15 protein-coding genes are annotated in these 16,543 nt (G+C 42.1%); 8 read left to right on the top strand and 7 right to left on the bottom strand.

All coding sequences use genetic code 11. The annotated features are described in order from the left end of the window. Window positions 1-115 precede the first annotated feature (115 nt). The 4 genes from minC to FTU62_RS08350 all read left to right on the top strand — a co-directional run bounded on the left by minC (window position 116) and on the right by FTU62_RS08350 (window position 2,561). Window positions 116-835 (top strand): septum site-determining protein MinC, encoded by a 720-nt coding sequence (gene minC, locus FTU62_RS08335; protein ID WP_078193110.1) that lies wholly within the window; start codon window positions 116-118, stop codon window positions 833-835. A 65-nt stretch (window positions 836-900) separates the two neighbouring features. Continuing rightward, window positions 901-1,713: a septum site-determining protein MinD gene (minD, locus tag FTU62_RS08340; RefSeq protein WP_067670152.1), complete on the top strand. Its 813-nt coding sequence runs from the start codon at window positions 901-903 to the stop codon at window positions 1,711-1,713. A 2-nt stretch (window positions 1,714-1,715) separates the two neighbouring features. Beyond that, window positions 1,716-1,988 (top strand): cell division topological specificity factor MinE, encoded by a 273-nt coding sequence (gene minE, locus FTU62_RS08345; RefSeq protein ID WP_078190039.1) that lies wholly within the window; start codon window positions 1,716-1,718, stop codon window positions 1,986-1,988. 285 nt (window positions 1,989-2,273) lie between these two features. After that, the gene (locus tag FTU62_RS08350; RefSeq protein ID WP_067766167.1) at window positions 2,274-2,561 is read left to right on the top strand and encodes a PA4642 family protein; all 288 of its coding nucleotides are present in this window, start codon (window positions 2,274-2,276) and stop codon (window positions 2,559-2,561) included. An 80-nt stretch (window positions 2,562-2,641) separates the two neighbouring features. On the opposite strand, the gene FTU62_RS08355 is transcribed toward FTU62_RS08350, so the two are convergent. After that, on the bottom strand, window positions 2,642-3,544 hold the full coding sequence (locus FTU62_RS08355) for an AEC family transporter (RefSeq protein ID WP_180102405.1): 903 nt from the start codon (window positions 3,542-3,544) through the stop codon (window positions 2,642-2,644). A 104-nt stretch (window positions 3,545-3,648) separates the two neighbouring features. On the opposite strand from FTU62_RS08355, the gene FTU62_RS08360 reads away from it, so the two are divergent. Continuing rightward, entirely contained in the window at window positions 3,649-4,536 is an 888-nt protein-coding gene (locus FTU62_RS08360) for a LysR family transcriptional regulator (RefSeq protein WP_180102456.1), read from the top strand. Window positions 4,537-4,592: 56 nt separating this feature from the next. Here FTU62_RS08360 and FTU62_RS08365 read toward each other — a convergent pair whose 3' ends face one another. Further along, complete coding sequence (locus FTU62_RS08365; RefSeq protein ID WP_180102406.1) at window positions 4,593-7,706, bottom strand: DNA translocase FtsK; 3,114 nt, start codon at window positions 7,704-7,706, stop codon at window positions 4,593-4,595. A 253-nt stretch (window positions 7,707-7,959) separates the two neighbouring features. On the opposite strand from FTU62_RS08365, the gene trxB reads away from it, so the two are divergent. From trxB to FTU62_RS08380, 3 genes are all read left to right on the top strand, one after another. Next, window positions 7,960-8,913 carry a thioredoxin-disulfide reductase gene (gene trxB / locus FTU62_RS08370; RefSeq protein WP_180024006.1) on the top strand — a complete coding sequence of 318 codons (954 nt, stop codon included), beginning with the start codon at window positions 7,960-7,962 and terminating at the stop codon, window positions 8,911-8,913. 111 nt (window positions 8,914-9,024) lie between these two features. After that, entirely contained in the window at window positions 9,025-9,756 is a 732-nt protein-coding gene (gene aat / locus FTU62_RS08375) for a leucyl/phenylalanyl-tRNA--protein transferase (protein WP_180089343.1), read from the top strand. A gap of 21 nt (window positions 9,757-9,777) precedes the next feature. Beyond that, on the top strand, window positions 9,778-10,593 hold the full coding sequence (locus tag FTU62_RS08380; RefSeq protein WP_180102407.1) for an arginyltransferase: 816 nt from the start codon (window positions 9,778-9,780) through the stop codon (window positions 10,591-10,593). 85 nt (window positions 10,594-10,678) lie between these two features. Here FTU62_RS08380 and rimI read toward each other — a convergent pair whose 3' ends face one another. The 5 genes from rimI to rpsG form a co-directional block, all read right to left on the bottom strand. Further along, on the bottom strand, window positions 10,679-11,137 hold the full coding sequence (gene rimI, locus FTU62_RS08385) for a ribosomal protein S18-alanine N-acetyltransferase (protein ID WP_180102408.1): 459 nt from the start codon (window positions 11,135-11,137) through the stop codon (window positions 10,679-10,681). 117 nt (window positions 11,138-11,254) lie between these two features. After that, window positions 11,255-12,136, bottom strand: a complete 882-nt coding sequence (locus tag FTU62_RS08390) for a metal-dependent hydrolase (protein WP_180102409.1) — start codon at window positions 12,134-12,136, stop codon at window positions 11,255-11,257. Window positions 12,137-12,351: 215 nt separating this feature from the next. Further along, window positions 12,352-13,542 carry an elongation factor Tu gene (gene tuf / locus FTU62_RS08395; RefSeq protein WP_180077405.1) on the bottom strand — a complete coding sequence of 397 codons (1,191 nt, stop codon included), beginning with the start codon at window positions 13,540-13,542 and terminating at the stop codon, window positions 12,352-12,354. A gap of 93 nt (window positions 13,543-13,635) precedes the next feature. Next, window positions 13,636-15,771, bottom strand: a complete 2,136-nt coding sequence (gene fusA, locus FTU62_RS08400; RefSeq protein ID WP_111885035.1) for an elongation factor G — start codon at window positions 15,769-15,771, stop codon at window positions 13,636-13,638. Between the two features lie 131 nt (window positions 15,772-15,902). After that, the gene (gene rpsG, locus FTU62_RS08405) at window positions 15,903-16,373 is read right to left on the bottom strand and encodes a 30S ribosomal protein S7 (protein ID WP_005011815.1); all 471 of its coding nucleotides are present in this window, start codon (window positions 16,371-16,373) and stop codon (window positions 15,903-15,905) included. Window positions 16,374-16,543 lie beyond the last annotated feature (170 nt).

The following is a 16,543-nucleotide window of genomic DNA, read 5'->3' on the forward strand; positions in this document are numbered from 1 at the left end:
AAAAATAATTGCGAACTCCGCTAGAGTATTCATGCAAATTGTTCTAGGATTTGCTCTATTTACAACATAACTACTTCGGCACAAAAGTAATAGTTAGAAGTCTCAAGGATTCAATATGGCTGATATACGGATAAAAGGCAAAATGGTCAATGCGATTCGCATTCACCTCGATACCAATGATCATGATGCGATCCGCCAGCAACTTACTCCAATGTTCCAAAAGGCTTTTCCACCCGGAACATTGGCCGTGATTGAAAGTACTGTTGATCAAGAACTAATTGCACTGATACAACTGCTTATTAGTATAGAAATTCAACCCATTGGTGTTACTGAAGGTCCGCTATCTGACCAAGCACGTGCCATCCAATTTCCCGTAGTTCCTGCAGATCGCAAACTACAACAAGTTAAACCGACACGCGAACAAGTGGTTGAAGAGCCCGCGCCTGCTGAAGAAAAAACCGAAGATAAAATTGCTGCAGTCGAAGTACCAACCATTCGTCATGCCACGTCGTATCACAATGAAATCTTGCGTACAGGTCAATGTTTAGTCCAAGACCATGGCGATATCATTATTAATGCTGGGATTAATAGCGGTTCAGAAGTAATTGCTTCAGGAAATATACATATTTATGGTAGTGCTCGTGGTAGAGTCATTGCCGGAGCTGGTGGGAACACGGCTGCACGTATTTTCTGCCATTCATTAGAAGCTGAATTGGTTTCAATTGCAGGGACTTACTGTGTCGCTGATGACATTCCACCTCATGTGGTCAAACAGCCAGTACATATTTATTTGAATGACCAGCAAGAGCTAGTATTTGAAGCTTTGCAATTTTAATGTATAAATAATCACCAAACCCCTAATTAAAAAAGGGGATTTAAACCATAACAGGAGTGGATTCGGTGGCGAAAATTGTTGTCGTAACATCAGGTAAAGGTGGCGTAGGTAAAACAACTACAAGCGCATCTTTTGCAACAGGTTTAGCCCTTCGCGGCCACAAAACTGTTGTGATCGACTTTGATGTGGGTTTACGTAACCTTGACTTGATCATGGGCTGTGAACGCCGCGTTGTATATGACTTTGTAAACGTATTGAATAACGAAGCTCGATTACAACAAGCGCTTATTCGCGATAAAGATATTGAAAATCTCTATATTTTGCCAGCATCTCAAACACGTGATAAAGACGCGTTAACAGATGAAGGTGTAGCTCGTGTAATGGACGAACTTTCTCAAGAGTTTGATTACATTATTTGTGACTCACCTGCGGGTATCGAACGTGGTGCAATTTTAGCAATGTATCATGCTGATGAAGCGATCATTGTGACGAACCCAGAAATTTCTTCGGTACGTGACTCTGACCGTATTATTGGTATGCTCGACAGCAAAACCAAAAAAGTAGAACAAAACGAAGGTCGTATCCGTAAGCATCTCTGTATTACACGTTTCAATCCAGAACGTGCGGATAAACAAGAGATGTTGACGATTGATGACATTTCAAAAGATATTTTACGCGTACCGACTTTAGGTGTTATTCCTGAATGTAAAAGCGTTTTACAAGCATCGAACGAAGGTAAACCAGTGATTCTGTTTACAGAAGAAGCGGCTGGCCAAGCGTATGATGACCTTGTTGCACGTTTCCTTGGTGAAGAGCGCCCTTACCGTCATATTACGGTAAAACCTAAGGGTTGGTTAGCACGTCTATTTGGAGCGTAATCATGGCAGGATTCTGGAGCAAACTTTTTAGCAGCGACGAGAAACCGTCAAGCGCACAAACGGCAAAAGACCGTTTAAAAGTCATCGTGGCATCTGAAAATGGTTTAGGTAAACGCCTCAGCCAAGATAAGATTGACATGATGAAAAAAGAAATCATGCAAGTAGTAAACCGCTATGTTCGTGGTGTAGATGAGCAACATATTCAAATGTCTGTTCGTTCTGAAGCGAATATTGAAATGCTTGAAATGAATATCAATTTGCCTGAAGAACGTTAATCTGAATTCTGATTAGCCAAGTAAATTGAATCAAGGCAAAATGTGAGGCTGGATCAGTAAAGCGCTGCTTTACCCAGCCGCAAGACGAGAAGCTTTGCTTCGAGTGGGCTGGATTAGTTTTATTCCTGTGTTAGATCAAAAGCTTTGCTTCGAGTAAACGGGATAAAAAATAACTTTTGATCCAACCATAAAATGAGTCGCTTAACTTAGAGATGGCGAATAAAACCATTTTACTTGCGTACTCATTTTTGCCTTTTTGTATTTTAAACCAGCAAGGAGATTGCGATGGCATTATCTCAGCCAGCAACGTTCAACGAAGAATGGTCAGATGAGCGTGTTTTTGCCTACCTTACTCAGCTTCCTCCTGAAGGAGTGAATGGCGACTTTCACGTGCTTTACCATGCTTTCAAACATATGCGTCCAAATGACTATGAACGTCTTTTGACTCAATTTGTTGCCGATGGCCGTGATGTGAACGCAACTAATCCTGAAGGTCAGCGTATTCATGACGTGATTGCTCAATATCCACGTCAAAGCGCAGGTTTCCTCGAAGTATTGGCTAAATTTGCTTAATTTCGAGTACCGAAAAAAGCCCGCATCATGCGGGCTTTTTTTCTCTGATTTAAAATCAGCGTTATTGTATTTCAGCATGATTAATGCACGATCAACATGAGCAATGGAAACATCAAGCCAAAACCAATGGTTTGTACACTAATAATCGCCGCCATCAGTTGTGAATCACCTTGATAATAGCGTGTCAAAATATAAGACGATGATGCAGTCGGCAAAGCAAAAAAGACCACTAAAATCATCCGCTCAAAATCAGTCAAACCCATCCAAGTACTCAATAGATAAGCAATACATGGCATTAACATGAGACGCCCTATCGTATTTAAACTTAAACGACGTAGATCGGCGCGCATTTGCTGAAACTGTAATGCTGCCCCAACAGAAAGTAGTCCGAGCGGTAAACTCATGGCTGCCAATATTTTTAATAATTCAGGTAAGCCATGAAACAGACTCAAGCCTGATAAATTAAACAATACCCCTGCCACACAGCCTAAAATTAAGGGATTTTTTGCGATGGACTGACAGGTCTGCCTCAATTGCTTCACACTTAAATTTGAGAAGGCCAATACTGAAATAATATTGATTAAGGGCACTGCAACGGCAATTAACATGGCAAACATCTGCATGCCTGTGGAGCCAAATAAAGCGCCCATAAGGGATAAACCAATATAGGTATTAAAACGGATATGACTTTGGATATACACGCCAAAACGCTGCACGGGGATATGCATAAACTGCTTGATCCCCCACAACACAATGCTGATCAAACAGGTGCCCGCAACCAGTACTGTCAACATTCGTGAAACGGTGTTCATATCCAATTGCACGGCTGATACATTCAAAAAAAGCAGCACAGGAAATAAAACGTAGTAATTGAGTTTTTCTGAATTTGCCCAAAATTCATCCTGAACAAACTGTGTGTATTTAAGCACATAGCCCATCGCGATTAATGCAACGAGGGGAAACAATGCGACGACGATATTCATGCTGTACGCCTTGAAATAAAGTAGCTATTTCATCTTTAACCATTTATGTAGCACAATATAATCCTCATCTAAACTCATAACAAAATGAGTAATTACTCATGGCAATGACATTTTCTCAGCTTGAAATTTTTATTAAAGTCGCAGAACAACAAAGCTTTACTCTCGCTGCTCGACAGCTGGGAATTACTCAGTCAGCTGTCTCTCATGCCCTAAAGTGTTTAGAGCAGCATTGGAATGTCAGCTTATTTAGCCGTGAACAAGGCGAAATTAGCCTGACTAATATTGGTCAGCAGTTATTACTGCATGCTAAAGAAGTCATCAATACCGCACAAATCATGCAACAAGAAGTGCATGCCGCACATGGTATTCAACAAGGAACGCTGAGAATTGGCTCTTTTGGTTCTTCTAGTTCGATTCATCTGCTTCCAGAGCTATTAAAGGCATATAGAGAGCGCTATCCACACATTGAGATCTATGTCGACGAAGGCACCGATGCAGAAGTGTCTCGTTGGATTTCTGAACGTCAAATTGATGTGGGTTTTGCCGTACTCCCTAAGCCGCAACTGTTCACCTTCCCCTTAATCCAAGATATTTTCATTGCCTTGATTCCAGATAGTTATTCAGTTTCCAAACACAGTCATTTAAATATCCAAGACCTACAAAACTACCCCTTTATTATGACCCGTGCAGGCAGTCAGTCTCATGTGGAAAAGTTACTGCAACAACATCAAATTCAACCCAAAATCACCTATCAAATGTCGCAACTTTTAACCATTTTAAATATGGTGAATTTACAAGAAGGTATCGCTATCGTTGCAGATATGGCTATGCCCAAAGAATTATTAGCTTTACATCCGCATGTGGTGAAACGTCCACTTTCACCTAATACGCAACGACAGATTGGACTCGCAGTTAAAAATCAACAATTAATAAGTCCAGCATGCAAAGCCTTCATTGAATTAGCTCAGCAAAAATTTTATCAATCAAATTAATTCAGTACTAAAAAACCTGCCGAAGCAGGTTTTAGAGAAAGATCTAATCCAATTGATTAAACCAAAATGTCACGCTTACCATTTGGTCCCATACTGCTTACGATACCATTTTCTTCCATTTGGTCGATGATACGTGCAGCACGGTTATAACCGAGGCTAAATTTACGTTGCAGCGAAGAAGTAGAAGCTTTACGAGTTTCCAGTACAAAGCTTACGCATTGGTCATACAGCGCATCACGGTCTGATCCACCATCACCATCTTCAAAGCCGCGAGAAGTTGGTTCTTCGTCGTATGGCGTCAAAATCTCATCCACATAGTTTGGCTCGCCACGTTCACGCCATGCATCACAAATACGGTTCACTTCATCGTCTGAAATAAACGCGCCATGTACTCGTTCAGGCTCAATTTTACCCGGTCCGAGGAACAACATATCACCATGACCCAGTAAGTCTTCCGCACCACCAGCATCTAAGATAGTACGTGAATCCAGTTTACTGTTCACACGTAACGCAGCACGCGTTGGAATATTGGCTTTGATCAAACCTGTCACTACATCTACGGTTGGACGCTGCGTCGCCAACAGCAAATGAATCCCTGCCGCACGTGATTTTTGTGCAAGACGGGTAATCATTTCTTCAGCTTTTTTACCCACTTGCATGATCATGTCGGCAAATTCGTCGGCAACAATTACGATCAACGGCATAGGCTGTAAACGTGGCGCACGACTTTGCGTTGCTGAGTCATCTGGCTTCCAAGTTGGATCGATGAGATCTTCACCATTGGCCATTGCTTCTTCAATTTTGCGGTTAAAGTCAGTCAGCTTACGCACTTTCATCAAAGACATCAGCTTATAACGACGCTCCATTTCATTGACACACCAGTTCAATGCACTCACCGCATCTTTCATGTCAGTTACAACAGGCGTTAATAAATGTGGAATATCGTTATAGTTGGCAAGTTCCAACTGTTTTGGGTCAATCATAATAAGTCGCAATTGCTCAGGTGTATATTTCAACAACATCGATAGCAACATGGCATTTACTGCGACTGACTTACCAGAACCCGTAGTACCTGCCACCAACATATGCGGTGCTTTCGCCAAATCTGCCAAGACAGGATTGCCGGAAATGTCTTTACCCATCGCCATACTAAGTAAGGCATTTGGATCACGGTATGCCGGCGTTTCTAACAGCTCAATAAGTCGAACCATTTCACGTGAACTATTTGGAACTTCAATCCCGATATAGGGTTTACCCGGAATGACTTCCACCACACGTACAGAGGCCATAGACATTGAGCGTGCCAAGTCACGTGAAATATTGGTGACTTTCGACGCTTTGACACCGGGTGCCAAATCTAGTTCAAAACGTGTCACGACAGGGCCCGGCTGTGCTTCTACAACTTTAGCTTTGACATTAAACTCTTGCAGCTTAATTTCTAAAAGTTCAGACAAGCGAGACAATTGCTCTGCAGTGAAATTAACTTTCTTATTCGGATCTACAGGATCTAATATTTCCAATCCCGGCAAAGTCGGTAAATCCAAACGTTTTTGTGCCACTTGCATCGCACGAGACATTGGACGACCAGAGGCATCGGTTAAAGGCGCATCAAAGTCAAAATCATCTTCGAGATCTAAATCGATGTCTTCAGGCTTACCTGCTGTTTCTTGCCATACTTCACGGAAAGCATCTTTATTCGAGCTGATTAACGCTTTTTCATCGTCAGATATAAAAGTCTGTGGCTGCGTATTGATTTCAGCACGAACCAAAGGCGTAGATTGCGCATAACTACTGGTTGTACGAACCGGTTGTGGCTGTTCTATTGCTCGCTCTGCTTCTTCAACCAGCAAATCATCGAGATCATTAAATTCGGTTTCAACACTGATATTTTTCGGTGTGGTGAGCGTTGTCGTTTGCGCAGCTGCCACACCTAATCCTACAACAGTTGCAGCAGTACCTGTTGCAAAATCATTTGAATGCGTTGCAGGGCTTTCACTTTGTGCTGTATTAAATGGGCTATGCACATCAGTCGCTGTTTTACCATTTGGAACAGCGGCTAACAGCTCATCGAAGATCTCATCATCATCCCAATCCACAGATTTTTTAGCAGGTTGCACCGCTTCTGTCGGAGAAGTCAAATGCACATCTGCTGCTTTGTTGAAATATTCAGTTTGATTGGCAGGCTGCTCTTCTTCTGCAGCTTTCAGTAAAGCATCAATATCTTGTTTGTGCCGTTGGTCATCATTTGAATGCAAGGCACGCCAAACCTCTCCCGTCGCAACAACACGTTGTTGATCTTGCTCAAGCTGACGCACTTTCGCCAAAGTATGTTCAAAATCTTCATCGGATGGTGTAGCAGTCTCCGGCGAATTTACCGTAGATAAATGCTGTGCATTGCCTTCTTTGTCTGCACATTCTTTATCAGCAATATCATCAAATAAACGCTCAGCAACACGATCACGTACTACAGGGTCAACCTCTACAGCATGATGCTCATGGGCGGGTGTGACTGGTGCAATCACTTTTGATACATTAGTAGTCACACTGCCTTTTTTAGTAGATGGTACGGTACGGTCAAAAGCAGTATCTCCTTCTGGGACATTGCGATAGAACAAATCTTGGAGATAAGCCGGTGTGGACTTCATGGTTGCCCATGTCTTATTCCACTTGATACCAAAGACCAAAGTGAACAACATGATCCAAAATGCAATGAGAAATACTGCTGCACCATAGACCGTTAAAATTTGTTCAAGACTTTGACCCAGTTCATAACCAATAATCCCGCCCGATGCATTTTCTAAAGTATCTTCGGGAACATTCCAAAACAGGAAAAGTAAACTTGAAGTTGCCAACAAAATAAAGAACTGAGCGGCATAGCGAAATGGACGGTTTAGAAAACTACGCGGCCACCATACTTGAATTGCTTCGAGAAATAAATAGACAGGTATCAGCAGACTTGCCCAACCTAAAAATCCATAGAGTAAGTCAGCTATCCATGCGCCTGCGACGCCGCTGGCATTTGAAACTTGCTGAGTATCACTGGATAAATGCATCCATCCCGGATCAAATGGCGTATATGTGACTGTTGCAAGGAACAGATATATCCCAAATGAAACAAGGAATAATGTCATTATTAAGCGCTGTGCATATGCACCCGACACCGCTGTCATATACGTTCCTGTAACCAATTCTTCATGAATGTTTTTGTCATTACCCACAACAAAAATGGGCTGAATCTAAACCTGTTATTATGCACCTGTTCAATAAAAAAGATGCAAGATAATTTAAGTATAGTTGTTAACTTTATTCTATATAGCTCAAAACGATTTCGATGATCAATAATATCGACTTTAATCTCACACAATCGTTTCAAACTTTGACGTATAATTCCACAAATTATCATATAAAAAAAGGATTCTACGGATGAGCGCTCGTCACTCACGTCTAATTATTTTAGGTTCTGGTCCTGCAGGTTATAGCGCTGCGGTATACGCTGCCCGTGCGAACCTGAAACCGACACTCATCGCAGGTATTCAATTAGGCGGTCAATTGACTACAACAACAGAAGTAGACAACTGGCCAGGTGGTGCAGAAGGTTTAACAGGCCCTGCCCTAATGGAACAAATGCAAGCGCATGCTGAACGTTTTGGTACAGAAATTGTGTATGACCATATCAACGAAGTGGACCTCAATGTTCGTCCGTTCGTGCTTAAAGGCGATATGGAAGAGTTTACTTGTGATGCATTGATTATTTGTACAGGTGCAACTGCACAATATTTAGGTCTTGAATCAGAAGCTGCTTTCATGGGTCAAGGCGTGAGTGCATGTGCAACATGTGACGGGTTCTTCTACAAAAACCAAAAAGTTATGGTTGTCGGCGGCGGTAATACTGCTGTGGAAGAAGCGCTGTATCTTTCAAACATTGCTTCTCATGTCACTCTTGTACACCGTCGCGACACTTTACGTTCAGAGAAAATCCTTCAAGATCATCTTTTTGCAAAAGAAAAAGAAGGTAAAATCAGTATTATCTGGAATCACCAAGTGGATGAAGTCATTGGCGATAACACTGGTGTGACTTCTGTACGTATTAAATCTACGCAAGATGATTCAACTCAAAACGTTGATGTCACTGGTATGTTCGTGGCGATTGGTCACAAACCAAATAGCGGTATTTTTGAAGGTCAATTGAACTTACGTGATGGCTACATCCAAGTTCAAAGTGGCACCGCAGGCAACGCAACACAAACGTCTATTCCAGGCGTATTTGCTGCGGGTGATATTGCCGATAGTATCTACCGTCAAGCGATTACTTCTGCAGGTTCAGGCTGTATGGCTGCACTCGATGCTGAAAAATACCTTGATGCACTCGGCGAATAATCTTTTGCTTCAGTCATTTGCTTAGCTAAATAGTTTTAAAAAATTAGTCGACCTGATGGTCGGCTTTTTTATGTATGATAAATATCCGTGTACCTCAATAAGAAGCTTGGCATGCCGATACTCCCTCCTTCTGAATTTACTTTCCCCGATCCAGTTGAATGCGATCCCGAAGGTGAAGGCTTAATTTGCATCGGTGCTGACCTCTCCCCTTCCACACTGTTTGAAGCCTATAGTCACGGTCTTTTCCCATGGTTCAGTGAAGGTGATCCGATTTGTTGGTGGTGTCCTGAACCCCGCTGCATTATTCGACCGCAGGACTATCATCCGAGCAAATCGTTATTACGCAGCATGAAAAAAATGGACTATAAGATCACCATTAATCATGCGTTTGAAACTGTGATTCGCTCATGTTCACTGCCGCGTAGTTATGCCAATGAAACATGGATTTCAGAAGATATTATTCAGGGATATTCTGCGCTGTTTGACGCAGGCTATGCTTATAGCATTGAAGTTTGGGAAAACGAGATCGTTGTCGGTGGCCTCTATGGCGTTAATATTGGCCATGGCTGCTTTGGCGAGTCTATGTTTAGTACACGAACAGATGTCTCTAAAATGGCGTTTTACACCTTAATGCTCATCGGGCAAGAGAATCAGCTCCCATGGATCGATTGCCAATTGGTCAACGATCACCTCTTAAGCTTAGGTGCGAGTACACTTTCTCGCCAACAATACCTTAATTCGTTACAAGATGTTGTGAAACAACCCTCTATCGATTGGAAAAAGTATCAGGACAGTGTATTTTCAAGTAAAACAATAGCGCAATGGGCGAGTCTCAGCGCATGACAATAAAAGAGGGATATTACGATGAATTCCTATCAACCGAAGTCCCTGTTGAACGAATTACAGTACTACATCACGCCTCCGCATGATTGTAGCTACTTAGAAAATAAATCTGCTCGGATGGTCTTTCTTGATCCTGTCCATCATATTGATGTGGTCACGTTATCCGAACTTTCCCGCATGGGTTTTCGTCGTAGTGGGGATTTTGTCTATCGCCCTGAATGTCATCTTTGTCGCCAATGTCTGTCCTCACGTGTGCCTGTGCATGAGTTTCAAATGAACAGCGTGCAAAAAAAAGCGTGGAAACGGAATCAAGATTTAACGGTGAAAATTAGCCGCCCTCAAGATGCCGATGCAAAGCATTATGCCCTGTACGAACGCTATATCAATGAACGGCATGCTGATGGTGATATGCACCCACCCAGCCAAGATCAATTTGAAAAATTTTTAATCAATAGCTGCACTGACAGCTTCTTTTTAGAGCTATGGTTGGATGAGCAACTGATCAGTGTATCTACCTGTGATCCACTCGATGATGGTATTTCAGCGGTATATACCTTTTTTGATCCTGATGAAAGCCGTCGCTCACTAGGTACTTTTGCCATTCTGAAACAAATCGAGCACGCACAAAAGCTTGGACTGCAATATGTCTACTTGGGCTATTGGGTGCCCGATTCTCAAAAAATGAATTATAAATCTCAGTACATTCCGCTGGAACTTCTGCTTGATGGACAATGGCGTCGACTCAACCGACCACTGACCCAAGAAGAAATCAGCCAACTAGGGGATTCCCTGATGACCACCTTACCTTCAGGTTGGAATAATCCTATTATTAAATAAAAGGGATCAAACAAAAGATATTCAATAAAATAGCATCCGTTTATTCACGAATGCTTTCTTTAAATTTGATCACTCTTCACCGCTTTTATTTAAATAAAGCTGCAAAATCATCACCACAAGTCTTCACCATAATAATGGCGTGCTCACGAGTTCCATCGGCATTTGGATAATAATTCTTTCGCAAATCGATTTGATGAAAATCCGCTTTTTCATATAAACGGATCGCTGGTTGATTACCTTCTCGCACTTCTAAGAAGATTTGAATGGGTTTATTTTTGAGTAAGGCAATAGATTCATCGAGTAATTGAAAACCTAATCCTTTGCCTTGCTGGCTCGGATCGATCGCCATTAACAATAAATTTGCTTCATCTAAAACGGGTTGTAAAATGCAAAAACCTACAACTTTTCCTTGTCGCTCAATCACCGTACTTTGATAGGCAGCAATCGATTCTTGAAATTGTTTTATGGTCCAAGGATGGCTTTGTACGCGGCGCTCGATATCGTAAACCTGCTGGACATCAGCGTCTTGCATCAAACGAATCATCTTCGTTTATCTTTCTATAGCTAGGGTATGCGCATTATAAAAAGTTTGTCTATAAAGTTGAATAAAAAAAAGAGCGATTTACATCACCCTTCTGAAAAAGTCACCACAGCGCTGTGATTAGAGACCCAAATATGCTTTCCACGTTTTTAACAAACCAGAAGTATCTAAATCATTCGGGTGAAAACCTGGTTTAAAATACATCAGCATTTCTTTACCCATACCAGTGATGATGCCTTTTGAAGGGCTATAACCATAGGTATAAATATCTTTTAATGCTTCAAAATTAAGCTTGTTATCTTCTTTTAATAAACGAGCGACAAAATAACTTTGTACAAAGAATAAAGTCACCATTGCGCCAATCAATGAACCTGTACGGAGTGCGTAGGCCTTTATTCCCTGACCAAAGACCCCTTCAAATACATCATAAGCTACGGCTTTATGCTCATTTTCTTCAATCGCATGCCATAACCACATATTTTTCATGGTTTCATCAGTCATTAAGGCTTGAATATGTGGGTTTACCAATAACTGTGAAGCAATCGTTGCAGTGAAATGCTCAAGTGCCGTAGTTGCAGTAAGATCCACCATTTCTTGAGTAATACCAACAGGTTTAGCAATACGTGCAAAGACTTTACGTACACCTTGGATAACACGACCCGTTGCCTTATCAAGTGTTTCGACATCATGACCGTATTTTTGTGCAGAAGCATTAAAACCCTCATGCTCTTGCGTATGCATCGCTTCTTGACCAATGAAAGCACTAATTTCTTTTTGTAGGGCTTCATTATTTGCGATCGATGGGTGTTTACGTACTGCACGCACACTATCAATAAAGAACATTTCACCCGCGGGAAATAAAGCAGACAATGCGGTCATAAAATGTGTCAAACCTGCTGAGCCATTCATCCAGTACTCTGGTACCGCATCAAAATCAAAATTCATGCGACGTACAGGGAAACTTGCACCTGCTCGATTAGTAATCTTTACTTTAGCGTTCATGCCTAACTCCTTTTTGAGTTATGAAATACTCAAACTTTTATTGGTTTTCTTCAGTTCATATTACGGTTTTATTGACGCGTAATTATTTCAGTTAAGGACAGTGAATTATCACTAAAGGACAGCTTTAAAAAATATTGTCAGACAATTTCCCTATCACATTGAATAAGCATAAAAAAAGCGCCTCAAAGAGGCGCTTTTTTACACACATTTAGTGATTATGCAGTTACTTTAGAAACTACACCCGCACCAACTGTACGACCACCTTCACGGATCGCGAAGCGTAAGCCAGCGTCCATTGCGATTGGGTGGATTAATTCTACTGACATTTCTACGTTGTCACCAGGCATAACCATTTCAACGCCTTCTTTAAGCGAGATCGCACCAGTTACGTCAGTTGTACGGAAGTAGAACTGTGGACGGTAACCGTTAAGGAATGGAGTATGACGGCCACCTTCGTCTTTAGAAAGTACGTATACTTCTGCGTCGAATTTAGTATGCGGTTTGATTGTACCTGGTTTAGCAAGTACTTGACCACGTTGAACGTCTTCACGTTTAGTACCACGTAGAAGAACACCACAGTTCTCGCCCGCACGACCTTCATCAAGAAGTTTACGGAACATTTCTACGCCAGTTACAGTTGTTTTAACTGTATCTTTAATACCAACGATTTCAACTTCTTCGCCTACTTTCACGATACCAGTTTCAACACGGCCAGTTACTACTGTACCACGACCTGAAATTGAGAATACGTCTTCGATTGGCATAAGGAATGCTTGGTCGATAGCACGTTCTGGTTCTGGGATGTAAGAGTCAAGAGCTTCAACAAGAGCAACTACAGCATCTTCGCCGTATTGACCAGCTTCACCATTAAGCGCTGCAAGAGCAGAACCACGGATTACTGGAGTGTCGTCGCCTGGGAAGTCATAAGTAGAAAGAAGTTCACGAACTTCCATTTCTACTAGTTCAATTAGCTCTTCATCATCAACGATATCACATTTGTTCAAGAACACAACGATGTAAGGTACACCTACCTGACGAGAAAGCAGGATGTGTTCACGAGTTTGTGGCATAGGACCATCAGTCGCTGAACAAACCAGGATCGCACCGTCCATCTGAGCCGCACCAGTGATCATGTTTTTAACATAATCGGCGTGACCTGGACAGTCTACGTGAGCGTAGTGACGGATTGGAGAATCGTATTCTACGTGTGAAGTATTAATTGTAATACCACGTGCTTTTTCTTCTGGTGCAGAGTCGATTGCAGCGTAATCTTTCGCTTCACCACCGAATTTTTTTGCACATACAGTTGCAATTGCAGCTGTTAAAGTAGTTTTACCGTGGTCGACGTGACCAATTGTACCCACGTTAACGTGTGGCTTATTACGTTCGAACTTAGCCTTAGCCATGAGATCTTCCTTTTTAAACTACTCATGCAGGGATACTGCATGAGCATTTGGTTTTTAACTATGAATTAGTTTGGGCTTATAGTAATCGAAAGATTACTCGTCGTCACCTTTTTTACCGCCAGATTGGAACTTAGCGATGATGCCTTCAGCCACGTTACGTGGTGTTTCAGCGTATTTAGCGAATTCCATAGAATAAGTCGCACGACCTTGAGACATAGAACGCATATGAGTTGCGTAACCAAACATCTCAGAAAGTGGAACTTCTGCACGGATAGCTTTAGTACCACCAGGTAAATCGTCCATACCTTGAACAAGACCACGACGACGGTTTAAGTCACCCATGATATCGCCCATGTAGTCTTCTGGAGTTTCTACTTCAACTTTCATGATAGGCTCAAGAAGAACAGGATCTGCTTTCATGAAACCGTCACGGAATGCGTAAGAACCAGCCATTTTGAACGATAATTCGTCAGAGTCGACGTCATGGTAAGAACCATCGAACAATGTCGCTTTGATGCCAACAACTGGATAACCAGCTAGGACACCATTCTTCATACGTTCTTGGATACCTTTGTCAACCGCACCGAAGAATTCTTTAGGTACTACACCACCAACAACTTCTTCAGCGAACTCGTAGTCTTTACCAGCATCTTCAGCAAGTGGTTCTAAACGTACGTATACGTGACCAAACTTACCTTTACCACCAGTTTGACGTACGAACTTACCTTCTTGTTCAACTGATTTTTTGATCGTTTCACGGTAAGCTACCATTGGTTTACCAATGTTCGCTTCAACGTTGAATTCACGCTTCATACGGTCAACAATAATGTCAAGGTGAAGCTCACCCATACCAGCAATAATTGTTTGACCAGATTCTTCGTCAGTACGTACGCGGAATGATGGATCTTCTTTCGCCAAACGGCCTAAAGCAACAGACATTTTTTCTTGGTCAGCTTTAGTTTTAGGCTCAACCGCAAGCGCAATTACTGGCTCTGGGAATTCCATACGCTCTAGTGTAATTACATTGTTTTCATCACATAATGTATCACCAGTCGTAGTATCTTTAAGACCTACACATGCTGCGATATCACCCGCACGAATTTCTTCAATATCGTGACGGTCATTTGCGTGCATCTGTACGATACGGCCAACACGTTCGCGCTTCATTTTAACTGGGTTATAGCAAGGGCTACCTGCTTTAAGTACACCAGAGTAAACACGTACGAATGTTAAGTTACCTACGAATTTGTCGTTCATGATTTTGAACGCAAGCGCAGAGAACGGAGCATCGTCAGACGCTTCACGAGAACCTTCAGTTTCGTCTTTGTCGTCAAGGATACCCTTGATCGCTTCAACGTCAGTCGGCGCAGGTAAGAATTCAATTACAGCATCCAACATACGTTGAACACCTTTGTTTTTGAACGCTGAACCACAAAGCATTGGTTGAATTTCATTCAACAATGTACGTGCACGTAAACCTGAAACGATTTCTTCTTTAGTTAACTCACCTTCTTCAAGGTACTTGTCCATGAGTTCTTCTGATGCTTCCGCAGCAGCTTCAACCATGTTAGTACGCCATTCGTTAGCAGTATCAACTAATTCAGCAGGGATTTCGCCATATTCAAACTTCATACCTTGAGACGCTTCGTCCCAGATAATCGCTTTCATTTCGATTAGGTCAACAACACCCTGGAAGTTTTCTTCTGCACCGATTGGAACAACGATTGGCACTGGATTACCACCAAGACGTGTTTTAACTTGTTCAACAGCACGGAAGAAGTTCGCACCAGTACGGTCCATTTTGTTCACGAATGCAATACGTGGAACTTTATATTTATTTGCTTGACGCCATACAGTTTCAGACTGAGGTTGTACACCACCTACAGCACAGTAAACCATGCATGCACCGTCAAGAACACGCATAGAACGTTCAACTTCAATAGTGAAGTCTACGTGTCCTGGGGTATCAATTACGTTAATACGGTGCTGTTCGAATTGGTTACCCATCCCTTTCCAGAAGCATGTTACTGCCGCTGAGGTAATAGTAATACCACGTTCTTGCTCTTGTTCCATCCAGTCTGTAGTTGCAGAACCTTCGTGAGTTTCACCAAGTTTGTGACTCTCACCTGTGTAGAACAAAATACGTTCTGAAGTGGTAGTTTTACCAGCATCAATGTGCGCAGAGATACCAATGTTACGATAACGAGAAATTGGGGTTTGACGAGCCATGATTTCTAGCATTCCTAAATTTTGTTGTTTAAAACAGGACGCTTTAAGCTGCATAGCAACTTAAAGCGATTCGATGACAAAACAGTGACAACTGATTTGTCACCCTCCTGAATAGGGGCTGTTTTATCCGCTTAGAAACGGTAATGAGAGAAGGCTTTGTTGGCTTCAGCCATACGATGCACATCTTCACGTTTTTTGATCGCTGCGCCTTTACCTTCAGCTGCATCAAGCAACTCACCAGCAAGACGTAAAGCCATAGTTTTTTCAGAACGCTTAGCAGCAGCATCTACTAACCAACGCATAGCCAAGGCAGTACGACGGGATGGGCGTACTTCCATAGGCACTTGGTATGTAGCACCACCAACACGGCGTGCTTTTACTTCGACCATAGGACGAACTTTTTCAAGAGTAGTCTCGAAAAATTCAACTGGGTCTACTTTAGATTTTTCTTGAACGCGGTCTAAAGCACCGTAAACGATACTTTCAGCAATAGATTTTTTACCATCTTGCATTACGTGGTTCATGAATTTAGCGATTGTTTGGCTGCTGAACTTAGGATCCGGAAGGATTTCACGGGCAGCAACTACGCGACGTCTTGGCATTTTAATACACCTAATAAATATGACACTTCAGGTTACTCCAGCAGGTGCACAAAGTGTCATGTGCTTTCGCTGGCCTTACTATACGTCGCTTGGAATTTTCACAAAAAATGCAGAAATCAGACAAGCGAGACGATAAAGGATTGCAGTTCTAACGAACTAAGAAGTTAATC

Source organism: Acinetobacter sp. YH12126 (assembly GCF_013418745.1).
GTDB classification, from domain to species: Bacteria; Pseudomonadota; Gammaproteobacteria; order Pseudomonadales; family Moraxellaceae; genus Acinetobacter; species Acinetobacter amyesii.

Coding starts and splice junctions, on each gene's coding strand:
- minC (WP_078193110.1), top strand. CDS start 116: ATGGCTGATATACGGATAAAAGGCAAAATGGTCAATGCGATTCGCATT.
- minE (WP_078190039.1), top strand. CDS start 1,716: ATGGCAGGATTCTGGAGCAAACTTTTTAGCAGCGACGAGAAACCGTCA.
- FTU62_RS08350 (WP_067766167.1), top strand. CDS start 2,274: ATGGCATTATCTCAGCCAGCAACGTTCAACGAAGAATGGTCAGATGAG.
- FTU62_RS08355 (WP_180102405.1), bottom strand. CDS start 3,544: ATGAATATCGTCGTCGCATTGTTTCCCCTCGTTGCATTAATCGCGATG.
- FTU62_RS08360 (WP_180102456.1), top strand. CDS start 3,649: ATGACATTTTCTCAGCTTGAAATTTTTATTAAAGTCGCAGAACAACAA.
- FTU62_RS08365 (WP_180102406.1), bottom strand. CDS start 7,706: ATGACAGCGGTGTCGGGTGCATATGCACAGCGCTTAATAATGACATTA.
- trxB (WP_180024006.1), top strand. CDS start 7,960: ATGAGCGCTCGTCACTCACGTCTAATTATTTTAGGTTCTGGTCCTGCA.
- aat (WP_180089343.1), top strand. CDS start 9,025: ATGCCGATACTCCCTCCTTCTGAATTTACTTTCCCCGATCCAGTTGAA.
- FTU62_RS08380 (WP_180102407.1), top strand. CDS start 9,778: ATGAATTCCTATCAACCGAAGTCCCTGTTGAACGAATTACAGTACTAC.
- rimI (WP_180102408.1), bottom strand. CDS start 11,137: ATGATTCGTTTGATGCAAGACGCTGATGTCCAGCAGGTTTACGATATC.
- FTU62_RS08390 (WP_180102409.1), bottom strand. CDS start 12,136: ATGAACGCTAAAGTAAAGATTACTAATCGAGCAGGTGCAAGTTTCCCT.
- tuf (WP_180077405.1), bottom strand. CDS start 13,542: ATGGCTAAGGCTAAGTTCGAACGTAATAAGCCACACGTTAACGTGGGT.
- fusA (WP_111885035.1), bottom strand. CDS start 15,771: ATGGCTCGTCAAACCCCAATTTCTCGTTATCGTAACATTGGTATCTCT.
- rpsG (WP_005011815.1), bottom strand. CDS start 16,373: ATGCCAAGACGTCGCGTAGTTGCTGCCCGTGAAATCCTTCCGGATCCT.